Raw genomic sequence first — 23,434 nt, 5'->3', positions numbered from 1 at the left:
AAAACCCCTGTCAGAAATATCGACCTGCCTCGAGCGACCAGCACCCATTACAGGCACGAAAATAATTTAGCATTAGCTATTGACGCTAAATTTAGCGCTTGCTAACTTACATCCATCGCAGCGACATACCGCAGCGATACATGACTGGTGAAGCCGCCAGATAGCCAGGGACCAGCGAAGTGGTCTCCCAGCCCCGACAAGGGACCGACTGGATCAAAGCTCTTTAGCAGGACGGAATCACCGATTTCGCTGGCTGGCCTTGGCAACAGGGCCAGACGGGAAATCAACGAAGAAAGAGAGGGCAGTCAGGCGGGTGCACTAACACCCACAGGGATCGCCAGATCGCAGGCTGTACCTGCAAACCAGCCGAGGCCCTTACTCTCCGCGCGAGCGGGGCGGAGCCTGGCAGAATCCAAAAGGCTTCGCGGAATGTTGAAAGATTGCAGATGTGGAAAGTGCAAAAGACTTCTCGCCCGTATCGGTGAGATGACGGAGCTCCAGATCAAGTGTTCCCGGTGCGGGACGTTGAATCATGTGAGGGCCACGTGCCCCGAGCTATCGCCTGTGAGCGACATGAATGCGGAATTCTCCGCTAAAAATCATTCGACTCAAGGTAATCAAAATGTCCAATAGCAGCTCAGTAATCGCCCAGCTCAAAAACATTCCTCTGGTAGGAATCAACCTGGGCTCGGTCGCCAATGCGGGTCAAATCCTTCCAGGTTCGGCCGGCACTCATTATCAATGGCCCACTCGGGACACCATCACTCACTGGGTGAAGAACCTCGGTGTGCGCCTTATCCGTTTTCCGTTCGAACTGCAGCGCGCCATTGAGCTGTCGACAATCGACGGTCTGCCAGGTCAAGGCGCGAACTTGAAGCAGGAGTTCGTGGACAAGTGGAAGGAAATGCTGAAGGCGATCAGCGATGACTCTAACGGTGAAGCCAGGATCATCCCCGATCCGCATCACTACATGCGCCTGCATCGCTACCAGACCGATGCGAATGGCCAACTGACCGGTCAGCTTTACCCAAGTAAAGAGGCGGGCAATCAAGACGGCTGGAAAATTACAGAGCAGGTTCTGATCCAGGAGGGTAACTCCGTCGGTGGTGGTTCCTGGAGTGCGGTCCACTTGGCGAACTTCCACCAGAAGTTGGTTGTTGCGTGCGACGACCCTATGGTTCTGGGTTGGGGTTTGGGCAACGAGCCCTATCCCAACCCCAACGCCGGCGCAAAGGACTACATTACGTCGGCCGACTTGGAAACCCTTTACATCAACACGATGAATACCGTGCTGAAGGCCCTGCGCAACAGCTCCAAAAAGCCAGTCTTCATCTGTGGCCTGCAATACGCTAGCGCCAAGGACTGGGCGACTGCCTCGGTCAATCTACAGTCCAAAATTGTGGACCCGGCAAATTCCATTGTTTGGGAAGCGCACGCCTATGCTGACGTCGATGGCGGATCGAGCGGTGCCTACAACGGCGACAACACCCAGATTTCGCCAACGGCGCTGCGCGACCAAATCGTGGGTCCGTTTCTGACTTACGCCAAAGCCAACAAGATGGCAGCATTCATCGGCGAGACTGGCATTCCACCAACGGATGCTGGCCGCACCGCGCTGAAGAATCTGCTCGACAAAGCCAAGGCTGAGAAAATACCCGTCACCCTATGGGTCGCGGGTCCGGGCACTGACGGCGAGAAGATGAGCCTTGAAGCGAGTAACCAGGCGGCAACGGTTACGATGGTGAAGCCATACTTCGCTGAGCGCATCACTCAGTGGGGTTACGCGCAAGCGTAGGTCTGGCTGTCAGAGCCTGAGCCTCCCATTCCGGGAGGCTTTCCTTCCCATTCTTTCAGCGACCGCGGGTGTGAACACCCGATCCGGAACGCTACTTAACAGTACCCGCGCTGCTCCGACGGGCAGCGTGAACGACATGCACTTATTCAGAGCCTCGGCATTTGCCGGGGCTTTTTCGTATTCAGCCCCGCCACATTCATCGCTCCAAGTAGGGATTGCCGAGGGGCTGACCCATTCCCCGAGCCCGAGGGGGCGGACTGTCGGAGGTCGACGAAGATGCCGGAAAAAACACCTGACTTCTGGGCGCACGTCTGGCTGATCATCACGACGCCGCTCTGGCAGGGAGCGATCATGGCCGCCACCACTTCTCTGTTGCGCGTGCTCTATGAAGGCAAAGAAGCCAACAAATGGCGCGTCGTGCTTGAGGCGCTGATCTGTGGTGCATTGAGCCTGTCAGCCAGCAGCGTCATCGAATGGATGGCCTGGCCGTCGAGTCTGTCCGTCGCCGCCGGCGGCACCATAGGGTTCATCGGCGTGACGGCGATCCGCGAGCTGATCATCCGGTTCCTCGGACGCAAGGCGGATTCGTTATGAGCCTTGGGGCCATTGTCGCCGTAGCCAAAGCGGGTTCCACATTGCGAGCCATTGCGGGCCGCTGTAGTGATTGCAATCGTGATGGGACTGCTGATTGCGGCCCAGCAGATTCGCGTTGTCAGTCTGCAGGGCGCCATCGCCCTCGAGCGTGACGCGCGGCAGACCGCCCCCAAAAGCACATCCGATCGTCTAGCCCGCCGATGAGCGGGTTTTTTGTCTGGAGAATAGCCATGACCGTCACTGATAGAGATCGCGACTTGCTCGCCCGCACGCTGTATGGCGAAGCTCGTGGGGAAGGGCTTGCCGGAATGCTGGCCGTGGCCTGGACGATCCGCAACCGCGTGAACGATGGACAAGAAAAGTCATGGTGGGGCGAGGGCTATGCCGGGGTGTGCCAGAAGCCCTATCAGTTCAGTTGCTGGAACAAGGGCGACCCGAACTATCCGTCCGTGAGCGGCGCGCGACAGATTCCGTTCCGCGAGTTGGCGCAGTGCCAAATCGCTGCCGACCAAGTAATCGACGGGAACGTGCCAGACCCCACCGGCGGGGCCACTCACTACTACGCGACCACTTTGTCGAGGGCTCCGGCGTGGGCAGCCAGCGCCAAGCCGACTCTGAAACTCGGGAGCCACATGTTTTTCAAGGACGTTCCGTGATCAGCGGCACAGTCATCAGCAAGCCGTTGGGGCAGGGAAGCCGGCTTCAGGGCGTCAAAGCAGCCATGGGCTAAAGCCGGAACTTGCCGACCATGTCGTTGAGTCGGACCGCGAGCGTCGACAGTTCGCTGCTTGCTTCCAGCGTCTGTCTCGCGCCCTCGGTGCTTTGTATGGCCAAATCCCGAATGCTCACCAGGTTTCTGTCCACATCTCGGGCAACATGGGCTTGTTGCTCCGAAGCCGTCGCGATCTGCATGTTTCGTTCGTTGATTTCCAGGACCGCGTCGGTGATCAGGCGCAGGGACGAGCCTGCGTCTTTCGCAGAGGTCAGCGTGCTGTGAACCTCCTGCCTGCTTTTGTCCATCGATTCAACCGCCGCGGCGGACCCTGACTGGACCTTGGTGATCATCTGCTCGATTTCCTGAGTAGACAGCTGGGTCCGGTGCGCCAGGGCTCGTACCTCATCTGCCACTACGGCAAAGCCGCGTCCTTGTTCCCCGGCGCGCGCCGCTTCAATTGCCGCGTTCAACGCGAGCAGGTTTGTCTGCTCGGCGATGGCGCGGATGACGCTCAGCACTTTCGTAATATCGTCAGCCTGACTGGCCAGGGCCTTGACCTGTACCACAGAGTTGTCCACGAGGTCGGCGAGGTTCGTCATGGCCGTCACCGTGTTGACGACCCGGCGGTTGCCCTCTTCGGCAGATGTGCTGGATGACTGTGCGGCCTCGGACGTCGAGTTCGCATTTCTTGCGACTTCTTCCACCGCCGCACTCATCTCGGTGACCGCCGTGGCCGCCTGTTCGATCTCACTGTTCTGTCTTTGAAGTGTCCGGTCTGCGTTTTCGGTGATCGATGTCATTTCCACGGACGCGGTGCTCAGTTGGTCGGCCGCTCCCGATATTTCAGTCAGCGTGGTCTTCAAATTGCCGGCCATGAGATTGAGCGCAATCATCAGACTGGATATCTCATCCCGCCCTGTCACGGCGAGGACGCCGGAGAGGTCGCCCGTTGCGATTTTCTCCGCGAAGGTCAACGAACTGCCGACCGGCTTCACGATGCTTCGGGTCAGGGCATAAGCCAGGCCTATGGTGAGCACCGATGCACCCAGAACAACGGAGATAAGAACCATGATGCTGTGGTTGTAAACCTCTGCAGCGCGATGCCCGGCGTTGACGGCGTTCTGTGAATTAAGGTCGCGCAGCTTTGTGAGCTCTGCCTGATACTGCGTCGCGGTCTGCGCCTGTTCGTTGTTGGCGTAGTCCAGCGCGCTTTGATGGTCGGTTTTATTCAGCGAAATAATGTTTTTGACGCCAGCTATGTATTTCTCCATCAGGCCGTTCGCGGTCTGAAACTGCTTGTTATCTTCTTCATCAGTAATCAGGTGTGCTCGGTAGTAGCCCGTCTTTTCTTCGAGCGTGGCGATGTCTTGAAAAATATTATCGGTGACTTTGCGTTGTGCGTCTGAGCCCGACACCGCCAGCGATCGTATGCTTTCCAGCCGGGTATGCAGCAGAGCGATCTGGATATCGTCAATCACCTGAATGCTGGGCACCACGTCGGTTTCCAGCTTTTGTTCAGTGGCACGCATTTCATCAATTTGAACGTAAGCGAACACGCCAAGGCCTAGCAGGATCAGCGTGATCAGACCGAAGCAGAGCAGCGCTCTGGTCGCAATTCTAAAGTTTTGTAGTTGCATGTGAGTTTCTCCGGAGCTCCAAAGGAAGGCGCTGAGGTCCGTTCCAGCGATCAGCGTGTCTGCCGGATTTTTGAATACTTAAGGTGCGTTCGGCGGATGGGCAGGCCTATGGCTAGCATGTCCGTGGGTTTGCTCAGTGCTAAATAATCAATTAACTAATTCTTCATTCAACGGTGCCAAGGCGTTTGCAAATGCAGCAGGCACGAGGCGATTATTGTTTCATCGGGCTCTCCCCAACTACCTGCCAACTCTTAAGGAACACCATGCCGTTTAAAGACCTTTGCCTGGCATTGCTGGTCATCATCGCGTGGGGTTTGAATTTCATCGTGATCAAATACGGGCTGGATGGCCTGCCGCCGATGCTGCTGGGCGCGCTGAGGTTCACGCTGGTTGCGATTCCGGCCGTGTTTTTCATCCGTCGTCCGCAGTTGCCCTGGTTCTGGCTGCTTGCGTACGGAGCGACCATTTCATTCGGTCAGTTTGCCTTTCTGTTCGAGAGCATGGCCCATGGCATGCCACCGGGGCTGGCCTCCCTGCTGCTGCAGGCGCAGGCGTTCTTCACGCTGCTGTTCGCGGCGATCTTCATCGGTGAGAAATTACGCATCTATAGCGTGGCGGGCTTACTCATCGCCGCGGGCGGGCTGACCCTTATCGGCATGGGCACAGGGGCTGCGACACCGCTGCTGGCGGTGTTGCTGGTGTTGTGCGCGGCCTCGATGTGGGCGTTGGGCAACATCATCACGCGCCGGTTCGGCAACGTCGATCTCGTGGCGCTGGTGGTCTGGGGAGCGATTGTTCCGCCGCTACCGTTTCTCGCCATGTCGCTGTGGCTGGAGGGGCCGGCGCTCATTGAGCATTCATTGCTCAACCTGAGTTGGAGCTCGGTGCTGTCGCTGGCTTATCTGGCCTTCGTCGCCACGCTCTTCGGCTACATCAGCTGGAGCAAGCTGCTGTCTCGCTACCCGGCGGGCAAGGTCGCGCCGTTTTCCCTGCTGGTGCCGGTGGTCGGCCTGAGTTCCTCAGCGTTGGTGCTGGGCGAGCGACTCAGCGTGCTGCAATGCGCGGGGGGTGTGCTTGTGATGTTGGGTCTGACAGTCAATTTGTTGGGCCCCAAATTATTCGGTGGAGGGCGACGCGCGGTGGCTTGATGACGGGCGACGCCGGATCACTTTCGCAAACCACGCGTATCCATTGCAGCGCTGCGTCTCTGCGCAGCGCAGGCCGTTGCCAAGCCTTCCCGGCGTCACTGCTGACCGTTTTGCTGCGGTCAGTGCCCCATTGGCGTCTCTAAACCGTCCGGTTTGTCATGAATGCCGAAGCGATCCACGAGAGTTGCACTGGCCTGGTTCATCCCGACGACATCCACCTGGACCCCCAGTCGACGAAGCTTGAGCACCACTTTGTCCAATGCCGCAACCGCCGTGATGTCCCAGAAGTGCGCGGCGCGAAGGTCAATGGCCAGCGTCTCGAGGGGCTCTTTGAGATCAAAGGATCGGATAAACCTGTCCGCTGATCCGAAGAACACCTGACCGGTTACCTCATACGTGCGGTGAGGGTGCTCGGGATCACGGGTTGAGCTCACCTCGAGCTGATGGCCGATCTTGTTTGCGAAGAACATTGCCGCCAGCAAGGTACCCGCCACAACGCCGAAGGCCAGGTTGTCGGTGGCGACCACGACCGTCACCACCATAACGATGTTGGTTGAAAGCGGGTACTTGTTGAGGTTGCGGATCGAGTCCCAGCTGAACGTACTGATCGACACCATGATCATCACGGCCACCAGCGCCGCCATCGGGATTCTCGCAAGCCAGTCGCCGAGAAACACCATCATGACCAGCAGCGACACCCCGGCGCTCAGCGTCGACAGTCGGGTGCGGCCGCCGGATTTCACATTGATCATTGACTGGCCGATCATTGCGCAACCTGCCATGCCGCCTATCAGGCTGGACGCGATGTTCGCGATGCCTTGCCCCTTGCACTCGCGGTTCTTGTTGCTGGAGGTGTCTGTCAGGTCGTCGACGATGGTCGCGGTCATCATCGACTCCAGCAGCCCTACGATCGCCAGGGCGGCAGAGTAGGGCAAAACGATCAGCAGGGTGTCGAGGTTCAGCGGTACGTCCGGCCATAGAAATATCGGCAGGCTGTCAGGCAACGATCCCATGTCGCCTACGGTGTGTACGGTCAGTCCCATCGAGATTGAAATCGCGGTGAGTACGATAATGCACACCAGCGGCGAGGGGAGCAGTTTCCCCAGCACCGGCAGTCGTGGAAACAGGTAAATGATGGCCAGCCCGCCCGCCGTCAGGGCATAAACCGGCCAGGTCACTCCTGTGAGTTCCGGCAGTTGGGCCATGAAAATCAGGATCGCCAAGGCGTTCACGAACCCGGTCACGACGGAGCGGGAGACGAAACGCATCAGCTCACCCAGGCGCAGATAGCCGGCGATGATCTGAAGCACTCCGCACAGCAACGAAGCTGCCAGAAGGTATTGAAGGCCATGGTCCCTGACCAGATTGACCATGAGCAGGGCCATCGCTCCGGTCGCCGCCGACACCATCGCCGGGCGGCCGCCGACGAAAGCGATGACGGTGCAGATGCAGAAAGAGGCATACAGGCCGACCTTAGGGTCGACGCCTGCAATGATGGAGAAGGCGATCGCCTCGGGGATGAGGGCCAGCGCAACAACGAGTCCAGCGAGTATGTTCGCTCTGGCGTCGGACAGCCAGGCGGTTCTGATGTTTTCAAACATTAATTCACCCAGGGCAGGCACGGCATGACGCACAGCGGCGGGCGCTGGGCGATACACGTGTGTCTGTTTCAATTGAGTTGTGGATTAGCCGCGGACAGAAAATCAGGCGCAGCAGGATTCGACCGCAGTCAGGTGGCGGTCAGGGTCAAGCGAGGGGGGCGTAGCGCTAAGGCGGCGTAGGCAGCCAGTTGGAACGGGGCAAGGTAGTACCTTTGGTTATTCATCGTGAGACGTGGGCATGATAGTTGTGATCTCGCCGCCCGGTCCAGACTGAATTCGCCCGAGCCGACTGATGGACGTAAGAGCAGTAAAAACAAATCACACGCTTTAACAAATGGAAACGGTTTGCATTAACAATTTATAAAAAGGTTGTTACGATCGGCGCCCTCATAGCTTTTCGCCATGTGGAACGTCGCTCATCAGGGTGATGCGCCGCAGATCAGCTCTCGCCCTTTCCAGGAAGCACCCGATGCTACGTCCCGCCCTGCCAGCCTTGTCGGCACTTGTTGCCCTTGGTTTCTCCAGCCATTCCTTCGCAGCGCCGACGCAGCAGAATTTGCCGGATCAGCCACCGGTAACATCGCTCGCTCAACCGGGCAGTGCCAGCAGCAATTCGGCGTCGGGCGCCGTCGCGCTGGAAGGCCTGAGCATCAACGCCGATTACGGCATCGCGGGACAGGCGACCACGGAGAGTTCGGGGTCCTACACAACGGGTTCCATGAACACGGCGACCAAGCTGCCGCTGTCCATCCGCGAGACGCCGCAGTCGGTGAGTGTGATCACCCGCCAGCGCATGGACGATCAGGGCATGAATGACCTGAACGATGTGGTGAAATACGCGCCCGGCGTGACGTTGCACCGAACGGCGTCGGACCGTCAGGAGTTTCTGGCGCGCGGTTTCAAGATCGACAACATCATGTACGACGGCCTGCCGAGCAGCATCAGCGCCTACACCCAGGACGTGATTTCCGGCGCGGATCTGGCCATGTATGACCGCGTCGAAGTGGTTCGCGGGGCGACGGGCCTGATGACCGGCGCGGGCAGCCCGGCGGCGACGTTGAACCTGGTGCGCAAGCGCCCGACCGCCGTGCCGCAGGTCAGTGTCACCACCAGCGCCGGCAGTTGGGACCGTTACCGCACCGAGGTCGATGCGTCGAACAAGCTCAACGACTCCGGCACCGTTCGCGGCCGTGTGGTGGCCGCGTACGAAGATGACAAGAGCTTCTCCGATATCCGCAAAAATCAGCGGCAGACCTTTTACGGGATTCTCGAAGCCGACCTGAACGACTCGACCACCTGGACCGTCGGCGCGTCCAAACAGCGTGACGACAACACCTCGGACTGGGGCGGTCTGCCCAGCGGCCCGAACGGCGAAGACCTGCACCTCAAGCGTTCGACGTTCCTCAGCAACGACTGGTCGTACTGGAACAAAGACAACATCATGTTCTTCACCGACGTCACCCACCGATTCGACAACGGCTGGTCGGCCAAGCTGGCGGGACAGAAGATCTGGGCTGAAGCGGACACCTTCTCCAGCTACATCGGCAACTACGACGGTCTGGGTTTTCAGCAGTACCACGGCAAGTACCGCGACGACGATGACCAGACCAACCTGGACGCCTCCCTCAGCGGGCCGTTTCAGATGTTCGGTCGCGAGCATGAACTGGTCGTGGGCGTGAGCCACCGGCAGGAGAAATTTCACCAGTGGGGCGGCTGGACCGACGGCACGCCCATTGACCTCTACAACCCGACCCATTCACTGCTCAAACCTGACGTCGACACCAGCCTGTACGAAACCCGCAATGCCGCTACCGAAGAAGGGGTTTACGCCGTCGCGCGCTTGAACCCGATCGACCCGCTGCACGTCATCCTCGGCAGCCGCGTCAGCTGGTATGACTTCGACAACCGCGCCGGCAGCGGCGATTACAAGGTGGTCCGCGAAGTCACGCCCTACGCCGGCGTCATCTATGACCTGAACGACACGTACTCGGCCTACGCCAGCTACACCGAAATCTTCAAGCCGCAGACCGAGATGGATTCAGCGCGCTCGGTGTTGAAGCCAATGACGGGCAAGAACTACGAGATCGGCCTGAAGGGCGAATACTTCGACGGCGCGCTGAATACCTCGGTGGCGCTCTTTGAAATGGAGCAGGAAAACCGCGCGTACCTGGTGCAGGACCAGAACTCCACCAATTGCCCGAGCTTCCCGGCGTCCAGCTGCTACGGTGCAGCGGGCAAAGTGCGCAGCCGCGGGATTGATACCGAACTGAGCGGCGCGCTGACGCCGGACTGGCAGTTCTCGGCGTCGTACACCTACGTGTTGAGCCAGTTTGTCGAAGACGGCACCAAAAGCAACGAAGGCAAACTGTTCGCCCCCGAGCAGCCGAAACATCTGTTCAAAGCCGCGACCAGCTACACATTGCCCGGCGAGCTGCACAAATGGCGAGTGGGGGCGGACGTGCTGGCCCAGAGCAAGACCTTCAACCGCGTTGGCGACGGCCAGGCCGATCAGGACGCTTACGGCATCGTCGGCCTGATGGCCGGCTACAAGCTGAACGAGCACTGGGACGGCCGGGTCAACGTCAACAACCTGTTCGACACCCGCTACTGGCAGGGCATTCCGATCGCGTCGGGTACCGGCGTTTACGGCGATCCGCGCAACCTGATGTTCTCGGTGAAGTGGACGCTCTGATCACTCCAAACCTGCCCCATTGAGTGCCGCGTGATCGCCATGTGCAGCGATCAAACGTTCTCGTCCTGATCCTCCGTCAGCAAATCGAGCCCGGCCAAGGGCTCGATCAACTGCGCACCTTCGTTGCGCACATTTCCGACCTCTTTGCCCACGGCATGCCAGTGAAAATCGCTGACCGGCCGGCAGCCTTCCTGGGCGATTTGCGCGAGCCGTGAGGCCGGTGTCTGCGGGTCGACCCATTCCCGTGCGAGCTCGGGCGTCAGCACCAAGGGGCGGCGGTCGTGGATGTCGAGCATGCCCGCGTCGCTCGCTGCGGTGATGATGACGAAGCCGTCGCGCTCATCCGGCTCAAGCCCAGGCCTGACCTGTCCCAAGGCGGCGAAGTACATCGGCCCCTGGTCCTTCAGATGAATGAAGTACGGCTGCTTGCGCTTCGAGTCGTTCGGGTCTTTGACCCATTCGTACCAGCCATTGGCCGGGGCCAGGGCGCGACCGTTCGGCCACAGATCCTTGAAGAACTTGCCTGTCATGACCGTTTCGACCCGCGCATTGATCGGGTCGGGCCGTTTACCTTTGGCCCAGTGGGGCGACCAGCCCCAGCGCACTTTGTCGACGCTCAGGCCGTCAGTCACCGGCCGGATGATTTCGACGCGGGTGGTCGGCGCCACGTTGTAACGCTCGATGGGCCAGAGATCGTAGCCGTTGATCACCAACTGCTCTGGCGCAAGCGTCTTGAGGTAATGGTCCATTGGCTCGTAGATCGAGTAGCGTCCGCACATGTGTCACCCGTCGAATTTTCCTGCTTACAACATTGACCGCGCGCGGCTGAGAACGTTAACTGTATATACGTACAGTTAACAAACACAAGGTCAGTCCCATGAGTGTCACCATCCTTGGCCGGTTGTCAGCGGCGGGCGAGCGGTTCCCCCTTTATGCCTTTCAAGTACCGGCGGGTTTTCCCTCGCCAGCGGCCGATCACATCGAGCGGCACATCTCGCTGGACGAGCTCTTCGACATCCGCGCGCCCCATGTCTATCTGGTCAAAATAGAAGGCGACAGCATGCAGGGCGCGGGCATCTATTGCGGCGATCTGGTGATTGTCGACCGCAGCCTGTATGCCGAGCATGGCGACATCGTCATCGCCGCGCTGAATACCGAGCCCGTCTGCAAGCGCCTGCACATGCGTGGCAACGAGGTCATCCTCAAGTCCGAGAACACCAAATACCCGCCGCGCTACGTTATGGAGGGCGACGAGCTGCTGATCTGGGGCGTGGTGAAATACAGCGTTCGCGATCACGACAAGGTGATGCATTCGTGATGCAGAGGCTTTCTATATAAGGAAGGCGCGCAGGAGGGGTGTGACAGCACGGGCGTATTGGAACCATTCAAGCGCCCGTGCCACACAGCATAAACCTCTCAGGATGACCTCCCATGCCGCCTGCCTTCCGCCCGTATTCGGGCGTTTTGCGTGTCGTTCGACCGATGCGCATCGCTTCACTGACCGTCGCGGTGCTGTGTGCCGGGTGCCAGTCCTACGGCCCTCCCGAGGCGAGTACCGAACGCACGCCGCGCCTGGTGGCGGGGCTCCATCGCAGCGAAGAGCCGTTGGCTTACTCGCGGCCGACGCAACCCTACGACGGCAGTGATATCTGGCAGCGAATGGGGCAGGATTTCCGCCTGGCCGACGACAATGGCGTCAATGAACGCATCGTGCGTCAGCGCAACTGGCTGCTGGGCAATGCAGGGTTCATCCGCAACGCCAGCCAGCGGGCCAGCCCGTATTTGCACTTCATCGTCGAAACCCTCGATCAGCGCGCGATGCCGGCGGAACTGGCCCTATTGCCGATCATCGAGAGCGCCTACAACCCCAAGGCCAATTCGATCCGTGACGCGGCCGGGCTGTGGCAGTTCATGGCGGCCACCGGGCGCGATTTTGACCTGCGCCAGACCGCCTGGTACGACGGCCGCCGGGACGTCGTGGCGTCCAGCAAAGCGGCGATGGATTACCTGACGCGTCTGCATGGCCAGTTCGGTGGCGACTGGTTGCTGGCCATGGCCGCCTATAACGCAGGGGAGGGCACGGTGAGCCGGGCTATCGACGCAAATCAGCGGCGAGGGCTACCCACCGATTACTGGCACCTGAGCCTGCCGAAGGAAACCCAGGATTATGTGCCGCGCCTGCTGGCGCTGTCGTTGCTGGTGCGCGAACCCGAGACCTATGGCGTGAAACTCAGCCCGGTTGCCAACGCGCCGTATTTCACGGAGCTGGAGCTGGCGCGGCCGGTGGATCTGGAACGGCTCGCTGTCAGCGCCGGCATCGATCGCTCGGTGCTGTTGAACCTCAACCCGGCATTTCTGCGCAAAAAAACCGCCGACGGACCCTCTCGCCTGCTCGTGCCTCGCGACCAGTTCGAGCAGCTTTCCGCCACTCTGGACAAAATGACCGACGACGTCGTGCACGGTAACGAGGCACTGGCGGTCACGACTGCCACGGCGTCAGCGGGAATTGTGCGCCCCTGAGGCGACGCCTCAGCCGTGAGGTTGTCCGCTTCGGGCCCACTTTTGGCAGCAATGGGCTCGCCGTGTACCGGCGCAGACACACATCCGCCCGCCTGCTTTGCACGTCCCATCGACCCGGATGAGCCGGGTCAGACTTATTCACACAATGAATTAACGAAAATTTCACCGAACTTTGCCGGCGTTTTGTAAAAACGCCGATACATCATGGCCAGTCGCCTCCGAAGACACAATTCGAAACATCCACTGCCATAGGTTGATGAGCCTTTTGGCTCGTTGAGCAGTGCCTGGAAGATCATCCTGCGCGGCGAGGAATAGTTGGATCCCATTACCGAATCGTTATTGATCCGCAAACCTTTGCTTCGCTGTTAATAGTTCAAATCATGATAGTCGGTATGTCCGACCCGCTAAACGCAGGGGGTTTGGACCTATACGCGAGAGTACAGTAAAGCGTGTTCGGAAAACCGACTTGGCTCAGTCGGATTTCCGAACGGAGTTAAACTAGCCTTCCTTGAAACTAATAATTCAGGTGTCAATGATGGGTTCGCCTTAAATAGGTGCGTGACGTTATATAAGTTATAAAGGGACGGGATATGTAAGTCAGGCGATCAAGTAAGTTCGCATTACTTGTTCGGGACGAGCGAATATTAAATACGCGGTGGTCGAGCGCGCGGGGAATGACAATAAGTTTGAAACGGCATGAGTCAGCGTGCTGGCTTGTCAACCGCTTCGCCGCCGCCGTAGCGATGAGGGGAAGACAGAGGGGACGCACCATGGCAGAGCATAACCTGATGATTGTTAAGCTATTGTGATGCAGGCGCCAGGCCGGCCGGGCCGTTGGACGCCTCCGACGCTTCATCGTCCAGTCGGGGGCAACGGATGATTTTAAATAGTCGTTTGAATGTTTTGCGGATAATTAGTTGTCTTCGTCAATAAAGTCAAAGTGCTATCACTGGTCGCCTGTGAAGTAGGTCTCGTGACGTCGGGGAACTAAATTTAATTGTGGCTGCCTTTGTAATGCGTGGTATTAATAAATCGCTTGCTCCCACTACGAGAGGTATCGATGAAAGAAGAAATCGATGTAAGCGACTGTTCCTGTCCGCCAGAAAATGTGGCGCTGGATATCCAGCAGATAGCATTGAATACCGCAAACCTGAGTATGGATTTGCTGCTGTGCGGGGAGACAGGAACAGGGAAAGACACGCTGGCCAAACGTATTCATGACTTGTCCGGTCGGACAGGTTCTTTCATCGGTATGAACTGCGCGGCTATTCCCGAATCCCTCGCGGAAAGTCAGCTGTTCGGGGTCGTGAACGGCGCCTATACCGGTGTCAGTCGGTCTCGGGAGGGGTACATCGAAGCGGCCTGCGGCGGCACGCTGTACCTGGACGAGATCGACAGCATGCCGCTGAGCCTGCAGGCCAAGCTGCTGCGGATTCTGGAAACCCGGGGCATCGAGCGCCTGGGGTCGACCGACTTCATTCCGGTGGACCTTCGGGTCATCGCTTCGGCGCAGCGCCCTCTGGATGAACTCGTGGAACAAGGGCTTTTTCGTCGCGACCTGTTTTTCCGGCTCAATGTGCTGACTATTCAAATGCCAGCCTTGCGCAAGCGTCGCGAGCAGATCCTGCCATTGTTCGACCAGTTCACCCAGCAAGTCGCCGCCGATTTTGGCTGCCCGGTTCCCGAGCTGGACAATCGCCTGGTGCAGGTCCTGCTCAGCCATTCATGGCCCGGCAACATTCGCGAGCTGAAGTCGGCCGCCAAGCGGTTTGTGCTGGGGTTCCCGCTGCTGGGCGGCGATGCACCTGCGGACCGAGACCTGGAAACCGGCCTGAAGACCCAACTGCGCGTCATCGAAAGGATGCTCATCGAAGACGCACTCAAGCGTCACAAACACAGCCTGGAAGCGGTGGTGCAGGAGCTCGAAATTCCTCGGCGCACCCTGTACCACCGGATGAAGGAGCTGGGGATGAATGATGCTGAAGAAGCGGCGATTTTGTAGGACCGGCTTCAGCCGGGAAGAGGCCGGTGTGAACGGCATGAGATGTGTGGTGTGACGCCTGACGCCTTCCCGGCTAAAGCCGGTCCTAAAAACGCGAGTTCCGCCCTGAAGCCCCACAAATACCTGCCTCACCAAGCGCGCTGTTTCGCAATGGACGCCTCGCAGCCAATCTCGCGCAGCCAATGTCGCGTAACCCTGAGATACCAGAGGTCGTGGATGAGTGTGTACGAGTTATTCGATCAGCAACTGGAGGACGACCATCAGGTGCCGAACCTGCGGGTGGTGGCCCGCAGTCTCGGCCAGTTGGGGATCGACCTGCTGCTGTCAGGCGAAACCGGGACTGGCAAGGACACCGTCGCCAGCCGGATTCATGCGCTGTCCGGTCGTAAGGGCCGGCTGGTGGCGATGAACTGCGCGGCCATCCCGGAATCCCTGGCCGAGAGCGAACTGTTCGGCGTGGTCAGCGGCGCCTACACCGGTGCCGATCGGGCCCGGGTTGGCTACATCGAAGCGGCCCAGGGCGGCACGTTGTACCTCGACGAGATCGACAGCATGCCCTTGGCCCTGCAAGCCAAACTCCTGCGGGTGCTGGAAACGCGCTCCATCGAACGCCTCGGCTCGACATCACCCATTGCCTTGGACGTGTGCGTCATCGCCTCGGCTCAGCGCTCCCTTGACGAGATGGTCGAACAGGGACGTTTTCGCCGGGACCTGTATTTCCGCCTGAACGTCTTGACCGTGACCCTGGCGCCTTTGCGCGAGCAGAGGGCGCGCATCTTGCCGTTGTTCGCGCGTTTTGCTGAAGCCGCGGCGCAGGAATCGGGTGTTCCGATGCCCGAGACCACTGGCGTGCTGCGCCATGTTCTGCTCAACCACGATTGGCCGGGCAATATCCGCGAACTGAAATCAGCGGCCAAGCGTCACGTCATGGGCTTTCCGCTGCTAGGCGGCGAGGCCAGCGAAGAGGGCGAATCATCGGGCCTGAGATCGCAGTTGCGGGTCATCGAAAAAGCGCTGATTCAAGCCGCGCTCAAGCGCCACAACAACAGCGTCGATGCCGTGAGCCAGGAGCTCGAAATCCCCCGTCGGACGCTCTACCACCGCATGAAAGAGCTCGACGTCTGACCTCCGTTTATCCCGCCTTCTCTGGCGACACACCCTGCGTTCAAACGGCCAGATCCGCAGCGTCCCCGCCTGCTACGAACTTTATTGAGCGACATGGGAACCGATCCTGAGGTCCGGGCCACCCATTGGCACCAAGCACTTTCGCTGGTGATGACTCAGGAGTGTTCGACATGCCAAATCCAATAGCAATGGTCGGTGGCCTCGCCAACAGCTTTATCACTGGCGCCGGGCAGGCGACTCAGCAGGGCGCCAACGCTGTGACCAAAGTCCAGCAGGAAGGCCAGATCACTGATTCCGCTGCCCCTTCCAAGGCCGAAGCGGCACAAAACGCCGCTACCGAAAAGGCCGATGCCAGCCAGGCGCGCCTGATTGCCATGCAGACCGAAGCCGACATCCGCAAGCAGACCAACGATGTCCTCAGCGCCATCCGTTCCGGCAAGGAAGACAGCGCCAACAAGGCGATCAGTGCCGAAGCGCAGAACGCCAAGGGCATCAGCTACTGATCGGTCCGAGCGCCCCCTGAAAAGGGGGGCATCCACCTAAGGATGGAGGTTTCATGCTAAGTCTCAATGCCAATACCAATCCGCTGCAAAACCTGCACATCGGCACCGTGGCTTCCCAGCCGACGTCAGGCGGCGACAAGACCCCGCAGTCGCTGAAGGACGTCATTGATCAGCTGGCTCAGGCGCTGACCAAGGACGGGCACCTGGACAAGGAATCGCCGCTGGGCCAGATGGTTGGCAAGCAGATGGAGAAGAACAATCCGTTGGCGTCCCTGATCGGCGGCAATCCGGACATGATCAAGGCGGCGCTGGGCGACCTGATCAAAGACAAGCTGGGCGACAATTTTGGTGCTGCCGCCGATGCAGGCCAGGCGGGTGCCGGCGCGCCGGACCTGATGTCAAAGACCCTCAACGGTCTGGCCAAGGCCTCCCTGGACGACCTCCTGACCAAGACGGACAAAGGCACCACCTTCTCCAAGGGCGACATGCCGCTGCTGGAAAAAATCGCTGAATTCATGGACCAGCGCACGGCCCAGGATCCGGTCAAATTCCCGGCACCGGACTCGGGCTCCTGGAAGAATGAGCTCACGGCTGAGGGCGACAACTTCCTCGACGGCAAAGAGACCGCTGATTTCCGTTCTGCGCTCGACTCTCTGGGCGGTCAACTCGATCAGCAACAGAACGGCCTCAGTGATGCCGGCGGCGGATCGCAGCTGAGCAGCCTTTCTCCCGCCGATCCATCGGGCGGCGCTATGCAAACCCCCGGCAGCGTGAATCAGGACCTCGGCCAACTGCTCGGTGATCTGCTGCAGAAGGGCGTCAATGCCAGCGTCGGCGGCGGCCTCGGTACGCCGATGAACGATGCGTCTCAGTCGGGCGGTGCCACCCAGAGCGTGACCCAAGACCTGGGGCAACTGCTCAGCGGCCTGATCAAGAAAGGCCTTGAAGCGGAACAGAACGGTGCCGGCGTCAACGGCGCAGGCGGGCAAAACCCGTTCGCCCAACAGGATCAGCAAAACACCCTGGCCCAGGCCGCTGCTGCCCTTGTCTCGGCATTGGTGGGCGGTGGCAACAGCAGCAATAGCAACAGCCTGTCCTGAACCGAGCTGCGCCCCTCGACACCGTCTGCCGGAGAACCCCCGTGACCCTTTCCAATGTCAACCAACTCAAATCGCCGTCCACCGATCTTGAGCCGCGCCTGGATCAGGGACTGGTCAGCGGGCCTTCGCAGGCGGACGTCGATCTGTTCAACGCCGCCATGCGTCCCGAGCTGTCGATGCAGCAAAGCCATTTGTCCGAACAGATCGCCAGCGCGCTGTCGGACCGTCTTGGCGCCACCGACAAGCTCTCGCAGCAAGCGGCGCGCAAGATGAAACGGGCGTCCACCACTGACGACCCGCTGGAAATTTCCCAGATGAGCCGGTCGCTGTCGCAGTATTCGCTGCAAATGGCGCTGACCACCAAAGTCGTCAGCAAGAGCGCCCAGGCCCTCGATAAACTGACCAACCTGCAGTAGAGGCATGCCGTGAAATACCTGACTGCAGGACTGATCTGCCTGATGCTGCTGCTCAGCGGGTGCAGCGATGACACGGACCTGTTCACCGGGATGTCCGAGCAGGATTCCAACGACGTGATCGCCAGCCTCGCCGACCAGCACATCGACGCGCGCAAGCGCAGCGAGAAGACCGGTGTGGTCATCAGCGTGCCGACCGCCGAGATCAATCGCGCGGTGCGGATACTCGATGCCGCCGGCCTGCCGCGTCGTTCGCGCACCAGCCTGGGTGAAATCTTCAAGAAAGAAGGGGTTATTTCCACGCCGCTGGAAGAGCGCGCGCGGTACATCTATGCCTTGTCCCAGGAGCTGGAAGCGACGCTGTCGCAGATCGACGGCGTGATCGTCGCCCGCGTGCATGTGGTGCTGCCTGAACGCATCGCGCCGGGCGAGCCGGTGCAGCCGGCTTCAGCGGCGGTGTTCATCAAACACACCTCGGCCCTCGACCCCGACAGCGTGCGCGGGCGTATTCAGCAGATGGTCGCCAGCAGCATTCCCGGCATGTCCGGCGAGCCCCTGGATTCGAAGAAATTCGCCATCGTGTTCGTGCCGGCGGCGGAGTTTCAGGACACCGAACGGCTGGTGAGTTTCGGACCGTTTCTGGTCGACAGCGCCAACCTGGATTTCTGGAACCGCATGCTGTGGCTCGCGCCGTTTGCCGCGCTGCTGCTGATTGCCCTGATCGTGTTGGCCCTGCGGGGTGACTGGCGCGATGCGCTGTTGCAACGCATCGGCCTGCGCCGTAGTGCCCGGACGAGCATGCCGGTGAGGGCGTAATGCTCAGCGCCGAGGAGCACTGGATTCGCTGGTGGTGTGCGCCATGGGAATGGGCCCATGCCGACTGGATCGGCGTGTTCGCGCACCATTGCGGCGTGACGCGCGAGGATGGCACCGAGTTGCTCGGCACGCGGCACGACGTCTTTCTGCACAGCGTCGGCGTGGTCCCCAGCCAACCGCCGCCGCCCGTTGACTCGATGATGCAATGGCTGCAACTGGGTGACGCGCAACAGCAGCAGGCGCTGTCGTTGGCCGGCCGCATCTGTTTCGGCCAGGGCGGGCAGGCGAGCGCTGATCACGCCGGGCACGTGCATGAGCCCTGGTGCCGCGCCGTGGCCAAGGCGTTGCGGCCCGGTTTATGGCTGGACGCCTCGGTGAGCGATGCGCGCGTATTGCTGGCGGCGTGGGCGGGCGAGCCTTGCTGGTCACGGCTGCGCCTGTCGTGGGCGCCGGATGTGTTGCCGACGGCGTGCGCCGAGCTGCCCGAGAACAAGCTGCAAACCCTCTGGTACTCGGTGTTGTGGCGAGTGACGACGCCTTGATGATTGCCGTTACCTCATTGTATTTCAGGAGCTGAACATGCTCGCCAAGCGTCGTCTCGTGTTGTCTTCCTCCACCGTGCTGGTCACCGACATCCTGCGTCGCGAAGACCTGGCCAGTACCGTGCTCGCCGCTGAGGTGCTGGACAATGCCCGGGCAGAAGCCGAGCAGATTCTGGCCGCCGCCCACGCCCAGGCGCAGCACGAAAAGGATCAGGCGCTGGCGCAATTCTGGGACAGCGCCAACGGTTTTCTGCAGCACCTTGAGCAGCAGCGACTGGCCTTGGCCGAGGCGTCGATGGAGGCCGTGGAATCCCTGCTCAATGAGGCCCTTGCCGAGTTGCTCGACCAGACCACACTCGCTGAACGCAGCTGCGCCCTGATGCGCAATCTGGCTGCCGGACAGTCCGTTGAAACCACCGCCGTGCTCAGCGCCCATCCCGACATGCTCGACAGCCTCGGCGAGTGGCTGTCGGCCAGTCGATTCGCCGGTCACTGGCAGCTCAAGCCCGACCCTGCCCTGGCGCCGCAGACCCTGCGCCTGAGCGACGCCAACGGCGCGTTCGACATCGACTGGGACAGCCTGCGCCGCGGGCTGGTGGGGTCTTCGGCGCCTTCATGAGATTTTCTTGACCCGGTTGTGACGGTTCATGGAACCGGAGCGGCCGCAGATTCCACTCAGGGGTTGAATCCCTCAGTTGGAGCCACCGGCATGATCAGTTTCAAATCCCTGCAAAGCCACCTCGATCACTCCTATTCCCGCGCCCAGGACGACATGCAGGAGGCCGCCGAAACCGCCTCGGAAAGCGGCACCATGGAAGACTTCCAGGCGTTCAGCGATGCCTCGCAGCAGACCAACGTCGCCAACATGATCCTCAACGAAGGGCTGCGCGCCAAACACGGCATCACCAAAGCGATCATCGATGGAATTCAGTGAATTCAGCGCGATCCTCGCTCAGTGGTGCGAGCGACGTCCGCTCGCACCACTGGACTGCTGGATCGACGATGCCAACGCGCGACTGGCGGTGTCGGGCAACGGCATTCGCCTGAGCCTGGATGTGCTCGATCCCTACGACGGCAGCGACCCGCAACGCCTCGACGCGGTACTCGCCCAGGGCGGTGCCGGCGTGGCCTGTGCCTGTGAGGGCGGACTGGCGATCGACCCCGACACCCGCTGCGTGGTGTTGGTCAGCTGGATTCCCGACCCCTGCAATCCCACGCAACTGCTCGAACGTCTGGAGCGCCTGGCCAATCAGCGCGCCGCGATGCTCAGCCTCATGCAAACCTCGATTCGCAGCGCGACCGCCTCGTCGTCCCGCTCGACCCTCAAAACCTGGCAACCGGGAGTGTGAAATGCGCAAGGCCTTAATGTGGTTGCCTTTGCTGATGATCGGCATCGGCATCGGCGCGCCGGCGCTGGCAGCGGTGCCTGACGCCTGGAAACACACCGCCTACGCCTACGATGCGCGGCAGACCGAGCTGGCGACTGCGCTGGCAGATTTCGCCAAGGAGTTCGGCATCGGTCTGGACATGCCGGCGATGTCGGGCACGCTGGACGGGCGCATTCGTGCGCAGAACCCTCAGGAATTCCTCGACCGGCTGGGTCAGGAGCATCACTTTCAGTGGTTCGTCTACAACGAAACCCTGTACATCAGCCCTACCAGCGAGCAGACCTCGGCGCGGATCGAAGTGTCGCCGGAAGCGGTCGATGACCTGCAGCAGGCGCTGTCCGATGTCGGCCTGCTGGACAAGCGTTTCGGCTGGGGCGCCTTGCCCGACGAAGGGGTGGTGCTGGTGCGCGGTCCGGCCAAGTACGTCGACTTCGTGCGCAGTTACAGCAAGAAGGTCGAGGCACCGGAAAAAGCCGAGAAGCAGGACGTCGTGGTCCTGCCGCTGAAGTACGCCAACGCCGCCGACCGCACCATTCGTTATCGCGATCAACAGCTCACCGTCGCCGGCGTCGCGAGCATTCTTCAGGAGCTGCTGGAAAGCCGCTCCCGTGGCGAATCCATCAACGGTGTCAATCTGCTGCAAGGGCAGGGTGGTACAGCCGGATCCGGAGGCGGCACCACGTCGTCGGGCCTGAATTACGGCGGCATGGAAGGCCAGGGTTTCGACACCGGCGCCATCGAACAGGGGCTGGACCGAGTGCTGGGTTCCCGTGGCAAGCGCGGCGGGTCCTCCAATGAAGAGAAGGGCCGTTCGAAGATCCGCGTCAGCGCCGACGTGCGCAACAACTCGGTGCTGATCTACGACCTGCCCAAACGCCGGGCGATGTACGAGAAGCTGGTCAAGCAACTGGACACGCCGCGTAACCTGATCGAGATCGACGCGGTGATTCTCGACATCGACCGCAACGAACTGGCGCAGCTGTCCAGCCGCTGGAATTTCAAGGGCGGCAGCGTGAGCGGCGGCGCCAACCTGTTCGAGCAGGGCACCAGCACCACGCTGTTTATCCAGGATGCCGGCAAATTTTCGGCCGACCTGCATGCCCTCGAAGGCAACGGCGCGGCGTCGGTGATCGGCAATCCGTCGATTCTGACCCTGGAAAACCAGCCGGCGGTGATCGACTTCAGCCGCACCGAATACCTCACTGCCACTTCCGAACGCGTCGCCGACATTCAGGCCATCACGGCGGGCACCAGCTTGCAGGTGATTCCGCGCTCCCTGGACCAGAACGGCAAATCCCAGGTGCAACTGATCGTCGACATCGAGGACGGCCAGATCGACACCTCGCAAATCAACGAAGATCAGCCGGCGGTGCGCAAGGGCAACGTCAGCACCCAGGCGGTGATCGCGGAGCATGGCTCCCTGGTGATCGGCGGATTCCACGGGCTGGAAACCACCGACAAGGTCAACAAGATCCCGCTGCTGGGCGACATTCCGGTGATCGGCAAGCTGCTGTTCCAGTCCCGCAGTCGCGAGCTGAACCAGCGTGAGCGCCTGTTCATCCTCACGCCTCGGCTGATCGGCGATCAGATCAATCCGGCGCGCTACGTGCAGAACGGCAACCCCCACGATGTCGATGACCAGATGAAGCGCATCAAGGAACGTCGCGACGGTGGTGAACAACCGACCCGCAGCGATGTGCAGAACGCCTTCACCCAGTTGCTCGACGGCGTGACCCCGGTGGGCTTCAACAGCGGCGAGACCCTGCCGTTCGAAGCCGACAGCCTGTGTGATCCGGGCGTCGGCCTGAGCATGGATCGCCAGCGTTCCCAGTGGTTTACCCGCAAGGACTGGGGCATCGCGGTGGTCGTGGCGCGCAACACCACCAGCAAGCCGGTGCGCATCGACGAAAGCCGCTGTGGCGGTCGCTGGGTGATGGGTGTCAGCGCCTGGCCCCATGCGTGGCTGCAGCCGGGGGCGGAGAGTGAAATCTACATCGCCCTGCGTCAGCCGCAGGTGTCGAGCAAGGCCAAACAGAACCGACCTTCGCTGCTCAAGGGGGCTACACGATGAACCTGCGCGGTTTGCTTTTGCTGTTTCTGGTCACTGCCACGTTGGCGGGGTGTGCCACCCATGGGTGCTCGGGTTATTCGTGCAAGCGGCCGGATTCCAATGACCGGGAGTTGGTGATCTGGTGGCCGCCGGACATGCGTCAGGGGATTGATGAGCGTGACCATGAGCAGGATTTTACTGTGGTGCCATTAAAGGACTGAGCATGATTCGGGTATCGGAAAAAGCAGCGTTTTATGCCCACGTCGCCGCTGAGCGTGCGGCGATCTGGCCGGTGGCGACGGGCGTGGCGTTTGTCAGTCGACGTGAGCATCGGGACTGGGGCATTGCGTTGCATATCGAGGGCCGGGCCTTGCGTCCGGAGCAGTTGCGCGATGCATTGGAGCGGCGGTTTTCGCAGGCGGAGTTGTTTAACGATTTCTTTTTGTTTTTGGATGTTCAGCGGGATTTTGTGGTCTGGCATGCGGTGCCCGATGCGCAGGGGGCGGCGGTGAGTCTGGACAGTATTCGGCGGCAGGAGCTGGAGCTGGCGGGGTTGGGGCATCTCAGTGATGCTTTGCAGTAATTCAAGATCAAGAGCCTCGGCCTAACGGCCTCGTGTTTCGCCTTCGGCGAGTTACTTGGAAAAGCACCCCAAGTAACCAAGGGTGCTTGCTCCTGGCTAGGTTCCTCCTTCGTCGGAATACCCTCACTCCGACGACGCTCCGTGGGCCCGCGCCGAACGGACATCCATGTCCTGACGGCGCTCTCGCCGCATCCATGCGGCTCGGCCCAC

Annotated in this window: 23 protein-coding genes and 2 pseudogenes; 21 read left to right on the top strand and 4 right to left on the bottom strand. The window is 60.6% G+C overall.

The genetic code is table 11. The features are described 5' to 3' along the window. Nucleotides 1-429 precede the first annotated feature (429 nt). The 4 genes from SLW74_RS24420 (at nt 430) to SLW74_RS24405 (ending at nt 3,045) form a co-directional block, all read left to right on the top strand. A complete protein-coding gene (locus tag SLW74_RS24420) occupies nt 430-633 on the top strand; it encodes a Com family DNA-binding transcriptional regulator (RefSeq protein WP_296311197.1) in 204 nt (67 codons plus the stop codon). Beyond that, on the top strand, nt 623-1,795 hold the full coding sequence (locus SLW74_RS24415; protein ID WP_410930386.1) for a cellulase family glycosylhydrolase: 1,173 nt from the start codon (nt 623-625) through the stop codon (nt 1,793-1,795). Before SLW74_RS24420 ends, SLW74_RS24415 begins: the two co-directional genes overlap by 11 nt. A 276-nt stretch (nt 1,796-2,071) precedes the next feature. After that, on the top strand, nt 2,072-2,389 hold the full coding sequence (locus tag SLW74_RS24410) for a phage holin, lambda family (protein ID WP_192134554.1): 318 nt from the start codon (nt 2,072-2,074) through the stop codon (nt 2,387-2,389). 230 nt (nt 2,390-2,619) lie between these two features. Beyond that, on the top strand, nt 2,620-3,045 hold the full coding sequence (locus SLW74_RS24405; protein WP_410930385.1) for a cell wall hydrolase: 426 nt from the start codon (nt 2,620-2,622) through the stop codon (nt 3,043-3,045). A gap of 70 nt (nt 3,046-3,115) precedes the next feature. Here the strand turns inward: SLW74_RS24405 and SLW74_RS24400 are convergent, their stop codons facing one another. Both SLW74_RS24400 and SLW74_RS24395 read right to left on the bottom strand, forming a co-directional pair. Next, complete coding sequence (locus SLW74_RS24400; protein ID WP_410930403.1) at nt 3,116-3,904, bottom strand: methyl-accepting chemotaxis protein; 789 nt, start codon at nt 3,902-3,904, stop codon at nt 3,116-3,118. A 69-nt stretch (nt 3,905-3,973) separates the two neighbouring features. Further along, a pseudogene (locus SLW74_RS24395) lies at nt 3,974-4,741 on the bottom strand (MCP four helix bundle domain-containing protein); the annotation flags it as partial. Between the two features lie 263 nt (nt 4,742-5,004). On the opposite strand from SLW74_RS24395, the gene SLW74_RS24390 reads away from it, so the two are divergent. Beyond that, nucleotides 5,005-5,889, top strand: coding sequence for an EamA family transporter (locus SLW74_RS24390; RefSeq protein ID WP_065989199.1), 885 nt, complete (start codon nt 5,005-5,007; stop codon nt 5,887-5,889). A 119-nt stretch (nt 5,890-6,008) separates the two neighbouring features. Here the strand turns inward: SLW74_RS24390 and SLW74_RS24385 are convergent, their stop codons facing one another. Beyond that, nucleotides 6,009-7,490: a SulP family inorganic anion transporter gene (locus SLW74_RS24385; protein ID WP_410930384.1), complete on the bottom strand. Its 1,482-nt coding sequence runs from the start codon at nt 7,488-7,490 to the stop codon at nt 6,009-6,011. Between the two features lie 469 nt (nt 7,491-7,959). Between SLW74_RS24385 and SLW74_RS24380 the strand changes: the two genes are divergently transcribed. After that, a complete protein-coding gene (locus tag SLW74_RS24380) occupies nt 7,960-10,182 on the top strand; it encodes a TonB-dependent siderophore receptor (RefSeq protein ID WP_410930383.1) in 2,223 nt (740 codons plus the stop codon). A 50-nt stretch (nt 10,183-10,232) separates the two neighbouring features. Here the strand turns inward: SLW74_RS24380 and SLW74_RS24375 are convergent, their stop codons facing one another. Next, nucleotides 10,233-10,961: an SOS response-associated peptidase family protein gene (locus tag SLW74_RS24375; protein WP_410930382.1), complete on the bottom strand. Its 729-nt coding sequence runs from the start codon at nt 10,959-10,961 to the stop codon at nt 10,233-10,235. 98 nt (nt 10,962-11,059) lie between these two features. On the opposite strand from SLW74_RS24375, the gene SLW74_RS24370 reads away from it, so the two are divergent. From SLW74_RS24370 to SLW74_RS24300, 15 genes and pseudogenes are all read left to right on the top strand, one after another. Further along, nucleotides 11,060-11,500, top strand: coding sequence for a LexA family protein (locus SLW74_RS24370; RefSeq protein WP_065989204.1), 441 nt, complete (start codon nt 11,060-11,062; stop codon nt 11,498-11,500). Nucleotides 11,501-11,613: 113 nt separating this feature from the next. Continuing rightward, nucleotides 11,614-12,699: pseudogene (locus SLW74_RS24365) on the top strand (transglycosylase SLT domain-containing protein); the annotation flags it as partial. 1,063 nt (nt 12,700-13,762) lie between these two features. After that, complete coding sequence (locus SLW74_RS24360) at nt 13,763-14,704, top strand: sigma 54-interacting transcriptional regulator (RefSeq protein WP_410930381.1); 942 nt, start codon at nt 13,763-13,765, stop codon at nt 14,702-14,704. Nucleotides 14,705-14,920: 216 nt separating this feature from the next. Next, nucleotides 14,921-15,829 (top strand): sigma 54-interacting transcriptional regulator, encoded by a 909-nt coding sequence (locus SLW74_RS24355; protein WP_410930380.1) that lies wholly within the window; start codon nt 14,921-14,923, stop codon nt 15,827-15,829. A gap of 170 nt (nt 15,830-15,999) precedes the next feature. Beyond that, nucleotides 16,000-16,332, top strand: coding sequence for a hypothetical protein (locus SLW74_RS24350; protein WP_065989208.1), 333 nt, complete (start codon nt 16,000-16,002; stop codon nt 16,330-16,332). Between the two features lie 53 nt (nt 16,333-16,385). Further along, entirely contained in the window at nt 16,386-17,432 is a 1,047-nt protein-coding gene (locus tag SLW74_RS24345) for a harpin HrpZ family protein (RefSeq protein WP_192134534.1), read from the top strand. 41 nt (nt 17,433-17,473) lie between these two features. Next, nucleotides 17,474-17,848 carry a type III secretion system inner rod subunit SctI gene (gene sctI / locus SLW74_RS24340; protein WP_192134532.1) on the top strand — a complete coding sequence of 125 codons (375 nt, stop codon included), beginning with the start codon at nt 17,474-17,476 and terminating at the stop codon, nt 17,846-17,848. A 9-nt stretch (nt 17,849-17,857) separates the two neighbouring features. Then, on the top strand, nt 17,858-18,661 hold the full coding sequence (gene sctJ, locus SLW74_RS24335) for a type III secretion system inner membrane ring lipoprotein SctJ (RefSeq protein ID WP_369319888.1): 804 nt from the start codon (nt 17,858-17,860) through the stop codon (nt 18,659-18,661). After that, nucleotides 18,661-19,203: a type III secretion protein gene (locus SLW74_RS24330; protein WP_410930379.1), complete on the top strand. Its 543-nt coding sequence runs from the start codon at nt 18,661-18,663 to the stop codon at nt 19,201-19,203. Before sctJ ends, SLW74_RS24330 begins: the two co-directional genes overlap by 1 nt. 37 nt (nt 19,204-19,240) lie before the next feature. Continuing rightward, nucleotides 19,241-19,822 carry a type III secretion system stator protein SctL gene (gene sctL, locus SLW74_RS24325; protein WP_410930378.1) on the top strand — a complete coding sequence of 194 codons (582 nt, stop codon included), beginning with the start codon at nt 19,241-19,243 and terminating at the stop codon, nt 19,820-19,822. Nucleotides 19,823-19,912: 90 nt separating this feature from the next. Beyond that, nucleotides 19,913-20,137, top strand: a complete 225-nt coding sequence (locus tag SLW74_RS24320; protein ID WP_410930377.1) for a type III secretion protein — start codon at nt 19,913-19,915, stop codon at nt 20,135-20,137. Beyond that, nucleotides 20,124-20,552 carry a type III secretion protein gene (locus SLW74_RS24315; protein WP_192134524.1) on the top strand — a complete coding sequence of 143 codons (429 nt, stop codon included), beginning with the start codon at nt 20,124-20,126 and terminating at the stop codon, nt 20,550-20,552. The genes SLW74_RS24320 and SLW74_RS24315 overlap by 14 nt, the downstream gene beginning before the upstream one ends. Before the next feature lies 1 nt (nt 20,553). Further along, a complete protein-coding gene (gene sctC, locus SLW74_RS24310; RefSeq protein ID WP_410930376.1) occupies nt 20,554-22,662 on the top strand; it encodes a type III secretion system outer membrane ring subunit SctC in 2,109 nt (702 codons plus the stop codon). Beyond that, nucleotides 22,659-22,862 (top strand): HrpT family type III secretion system protein, encoded by a 204-nt coding sequence (hrpT, locus tag SLW74_RS24305; protein ID WP_074891941.1) that lies wholly within the window; start codon nt 22,659-22,661, stop codon nt 22,860-22,862. The genes sctC and hrpT overlap by 4 nt, the downstream gene beginning before the upstream one ends. A 2-nt stretch (nt 22,863-22,864) precedes the next feature. Then, nucleotides 22,865-23,224 (top strand): type III secretion protein HrpV, encoded by a 360-nt coding sequence (locus tag SLW74_RS24300; RefSeq protein ID WP_065989226.1) that lies wholly within the window; start codon nt 22,865-22,867, stop codon nt 23,222-23,224. Nucleotides 23,225-23,434 lie beyond the last annotated feature (210 nt).

The sequence above is a fragment of the Pseudomonas sp. W5-36 genome, from assembly GCF_046540455.1.
GTDB classification, from domain to species: domain Bacteria; phylum Pseudomonadota; class Gammaproteobacteria; order Pseudomonadales; family Pseudomonadaceae; genus Aquipseudomonas; species Aquipseudomonas graminis_B.
The sequence above is the reverse complement of the archived record's forward strand: the minus strand, read 5'-3'. Positions and strand labels throughout refer to the sequence as shown.

Bases quoted from the DNA above. Each gene is read 5' to 3' on its own strand.
- SLW74_RS24415 (WP_410930386.1), top strand. From the start codon at position 623: ATGTCCAATAGCAGCTCAGTAATCGCCCAGCTCAAAAACATTCCTCTG.
- hrpT (WP_074891941.1), top strand. From the start codon at position 22,659: ATGAACCTGCGCGGTTTGCTTTTGCTGTTTCTGGTCACTGCCACGTTG.
- sctL (WP_410930378.1), top strand. From the start codon at position 19,241: ATGCTCGCCAAGCGTCGTCTCGTGTTGTCTTCCTCCACCGTGCTGGTC.
- SLW74_RS24405 (WP_410930385.1), top strand. From the start codon at position 2,620: ATGACCGTCACTGATAGAGATCGCGACTTGCTCGCCCGCACGCTGTAT.
- SLW74_RS24370 (WP_065989204.1), top strand. From the start codon at position 11,060: ATGAGTGTCACCATCCTTGGCCGGTTGTCAGCGGCGGGCGAGCGGTTC.
- SLW74_RS24320 (WP_410930377.1), top strand. From the start codon at position 19,913: ATGATCAGTTTCAAATCCCTGCAAAGCCACCTCGATCACTCCTATTCC.
- SLW74_RS24345 (WP_192134534.1), top strand. From the start codon at position 16,386: ATGCTAAGTCTCAATGCCAATACCAATCCGCTGCAAAACCTGCACATC.
- SLW74_RS24410 (WP_192134554.1), top strand. From the start codon at position 2,072: ATGCCGGAAAAAACACCTGACTTCTGGGCGCACGTCTGGCTGATCATC.
- SLW74_RS24315 (WP_192134524.1), top strand. From the start codon at position 20,124: ATGGAATTCAGTGAATTCAGCGCGATCCTCGCTCAGTGGTGCGAGCGA.
- SLW74_RS24375 (WP_410930382.1), bottom strand. From the start codon at position 10,961: ATGTGCGGACGCTACTCGATCTACGAGCCAATGGACCATTACCTCAAG.
- SLW74_RS24385 (WP_410930384.1), bottom strand. From the start codon at position 7,490: ATGTTTGAAAACATCAGAACCGCCTGGCTGTCCGACGCCAGAGCGAAC.
- sctC (WP_410930376.1), top strand. From the start codon at position 20,554: ATGCGCAAGGCCTTAATGTGGTTGCCTTTGCTGATGATCGGCATCGGC.
- SLW74_RS24350 (WP_065989208.1), top strand. From the start codon at position 16,000: ATGCCAAATCCAATAGCAATGGTCGGTGGCCTCGCCAACAGCTTTATC.
- SLW74_RS24360 (WP_410930381.1), top strand. From the start codon at position 13,763: ATGAAAGAAGAAATCGATGTAAGCGACTGTTCCTGTCCGCCAGAAAAT.
- SLW74_RS24300 (WP_065989226.1), top strand. From the start codon at position 22,865: ATGATTCGGGTATCGGAAAAAGCAGCGTTTTATGCCCACGTCGCCGCT.
- SLW74_RS24330 (WP_410930379.1), top strand. From the start codon at position 18,661: ATGCTCAGCGCCGAGGAGCACTGGATTCGCTGGTGGTGTGCGCCATGG.
- SLW74_RS24390 (WP_065989199.1), top strand. From the start codon at position 5,005: ATGCCGTTTAAAGACCTTTGCCTGGCATTGCTGGTCATCATCGCGTGG.
- SLW74_RS24420 (WP_296311197.1), top strand. From the start codon at position 430: ATGTTGAAAGATTGCAGATGTGGAAAGTGCAAAAGACTTCTCGCCCGT.
- SLW74_RS24355 (WP_410930380.1), top strand. From the start codon at position 14,921: ATGAGTGTGTACGAGTTATTCGATCAGCAACTGGAGGACGACCATCAG.
- SLW74_RS24400 (WP_410930403.1), bottom strand. From the start codon at position 3,904: ATGACATCGATCACCGAAAACGCAGACCGGACACTTCAAAGACAGAAC.
- SLW74_RS24380 (WP_410930383.1), top strand. From the start codon at position 7,960: ATGCTACGTCCCGCCCTGCCAGCCTTGTCGGCACTTGTTGCCCTTGGT.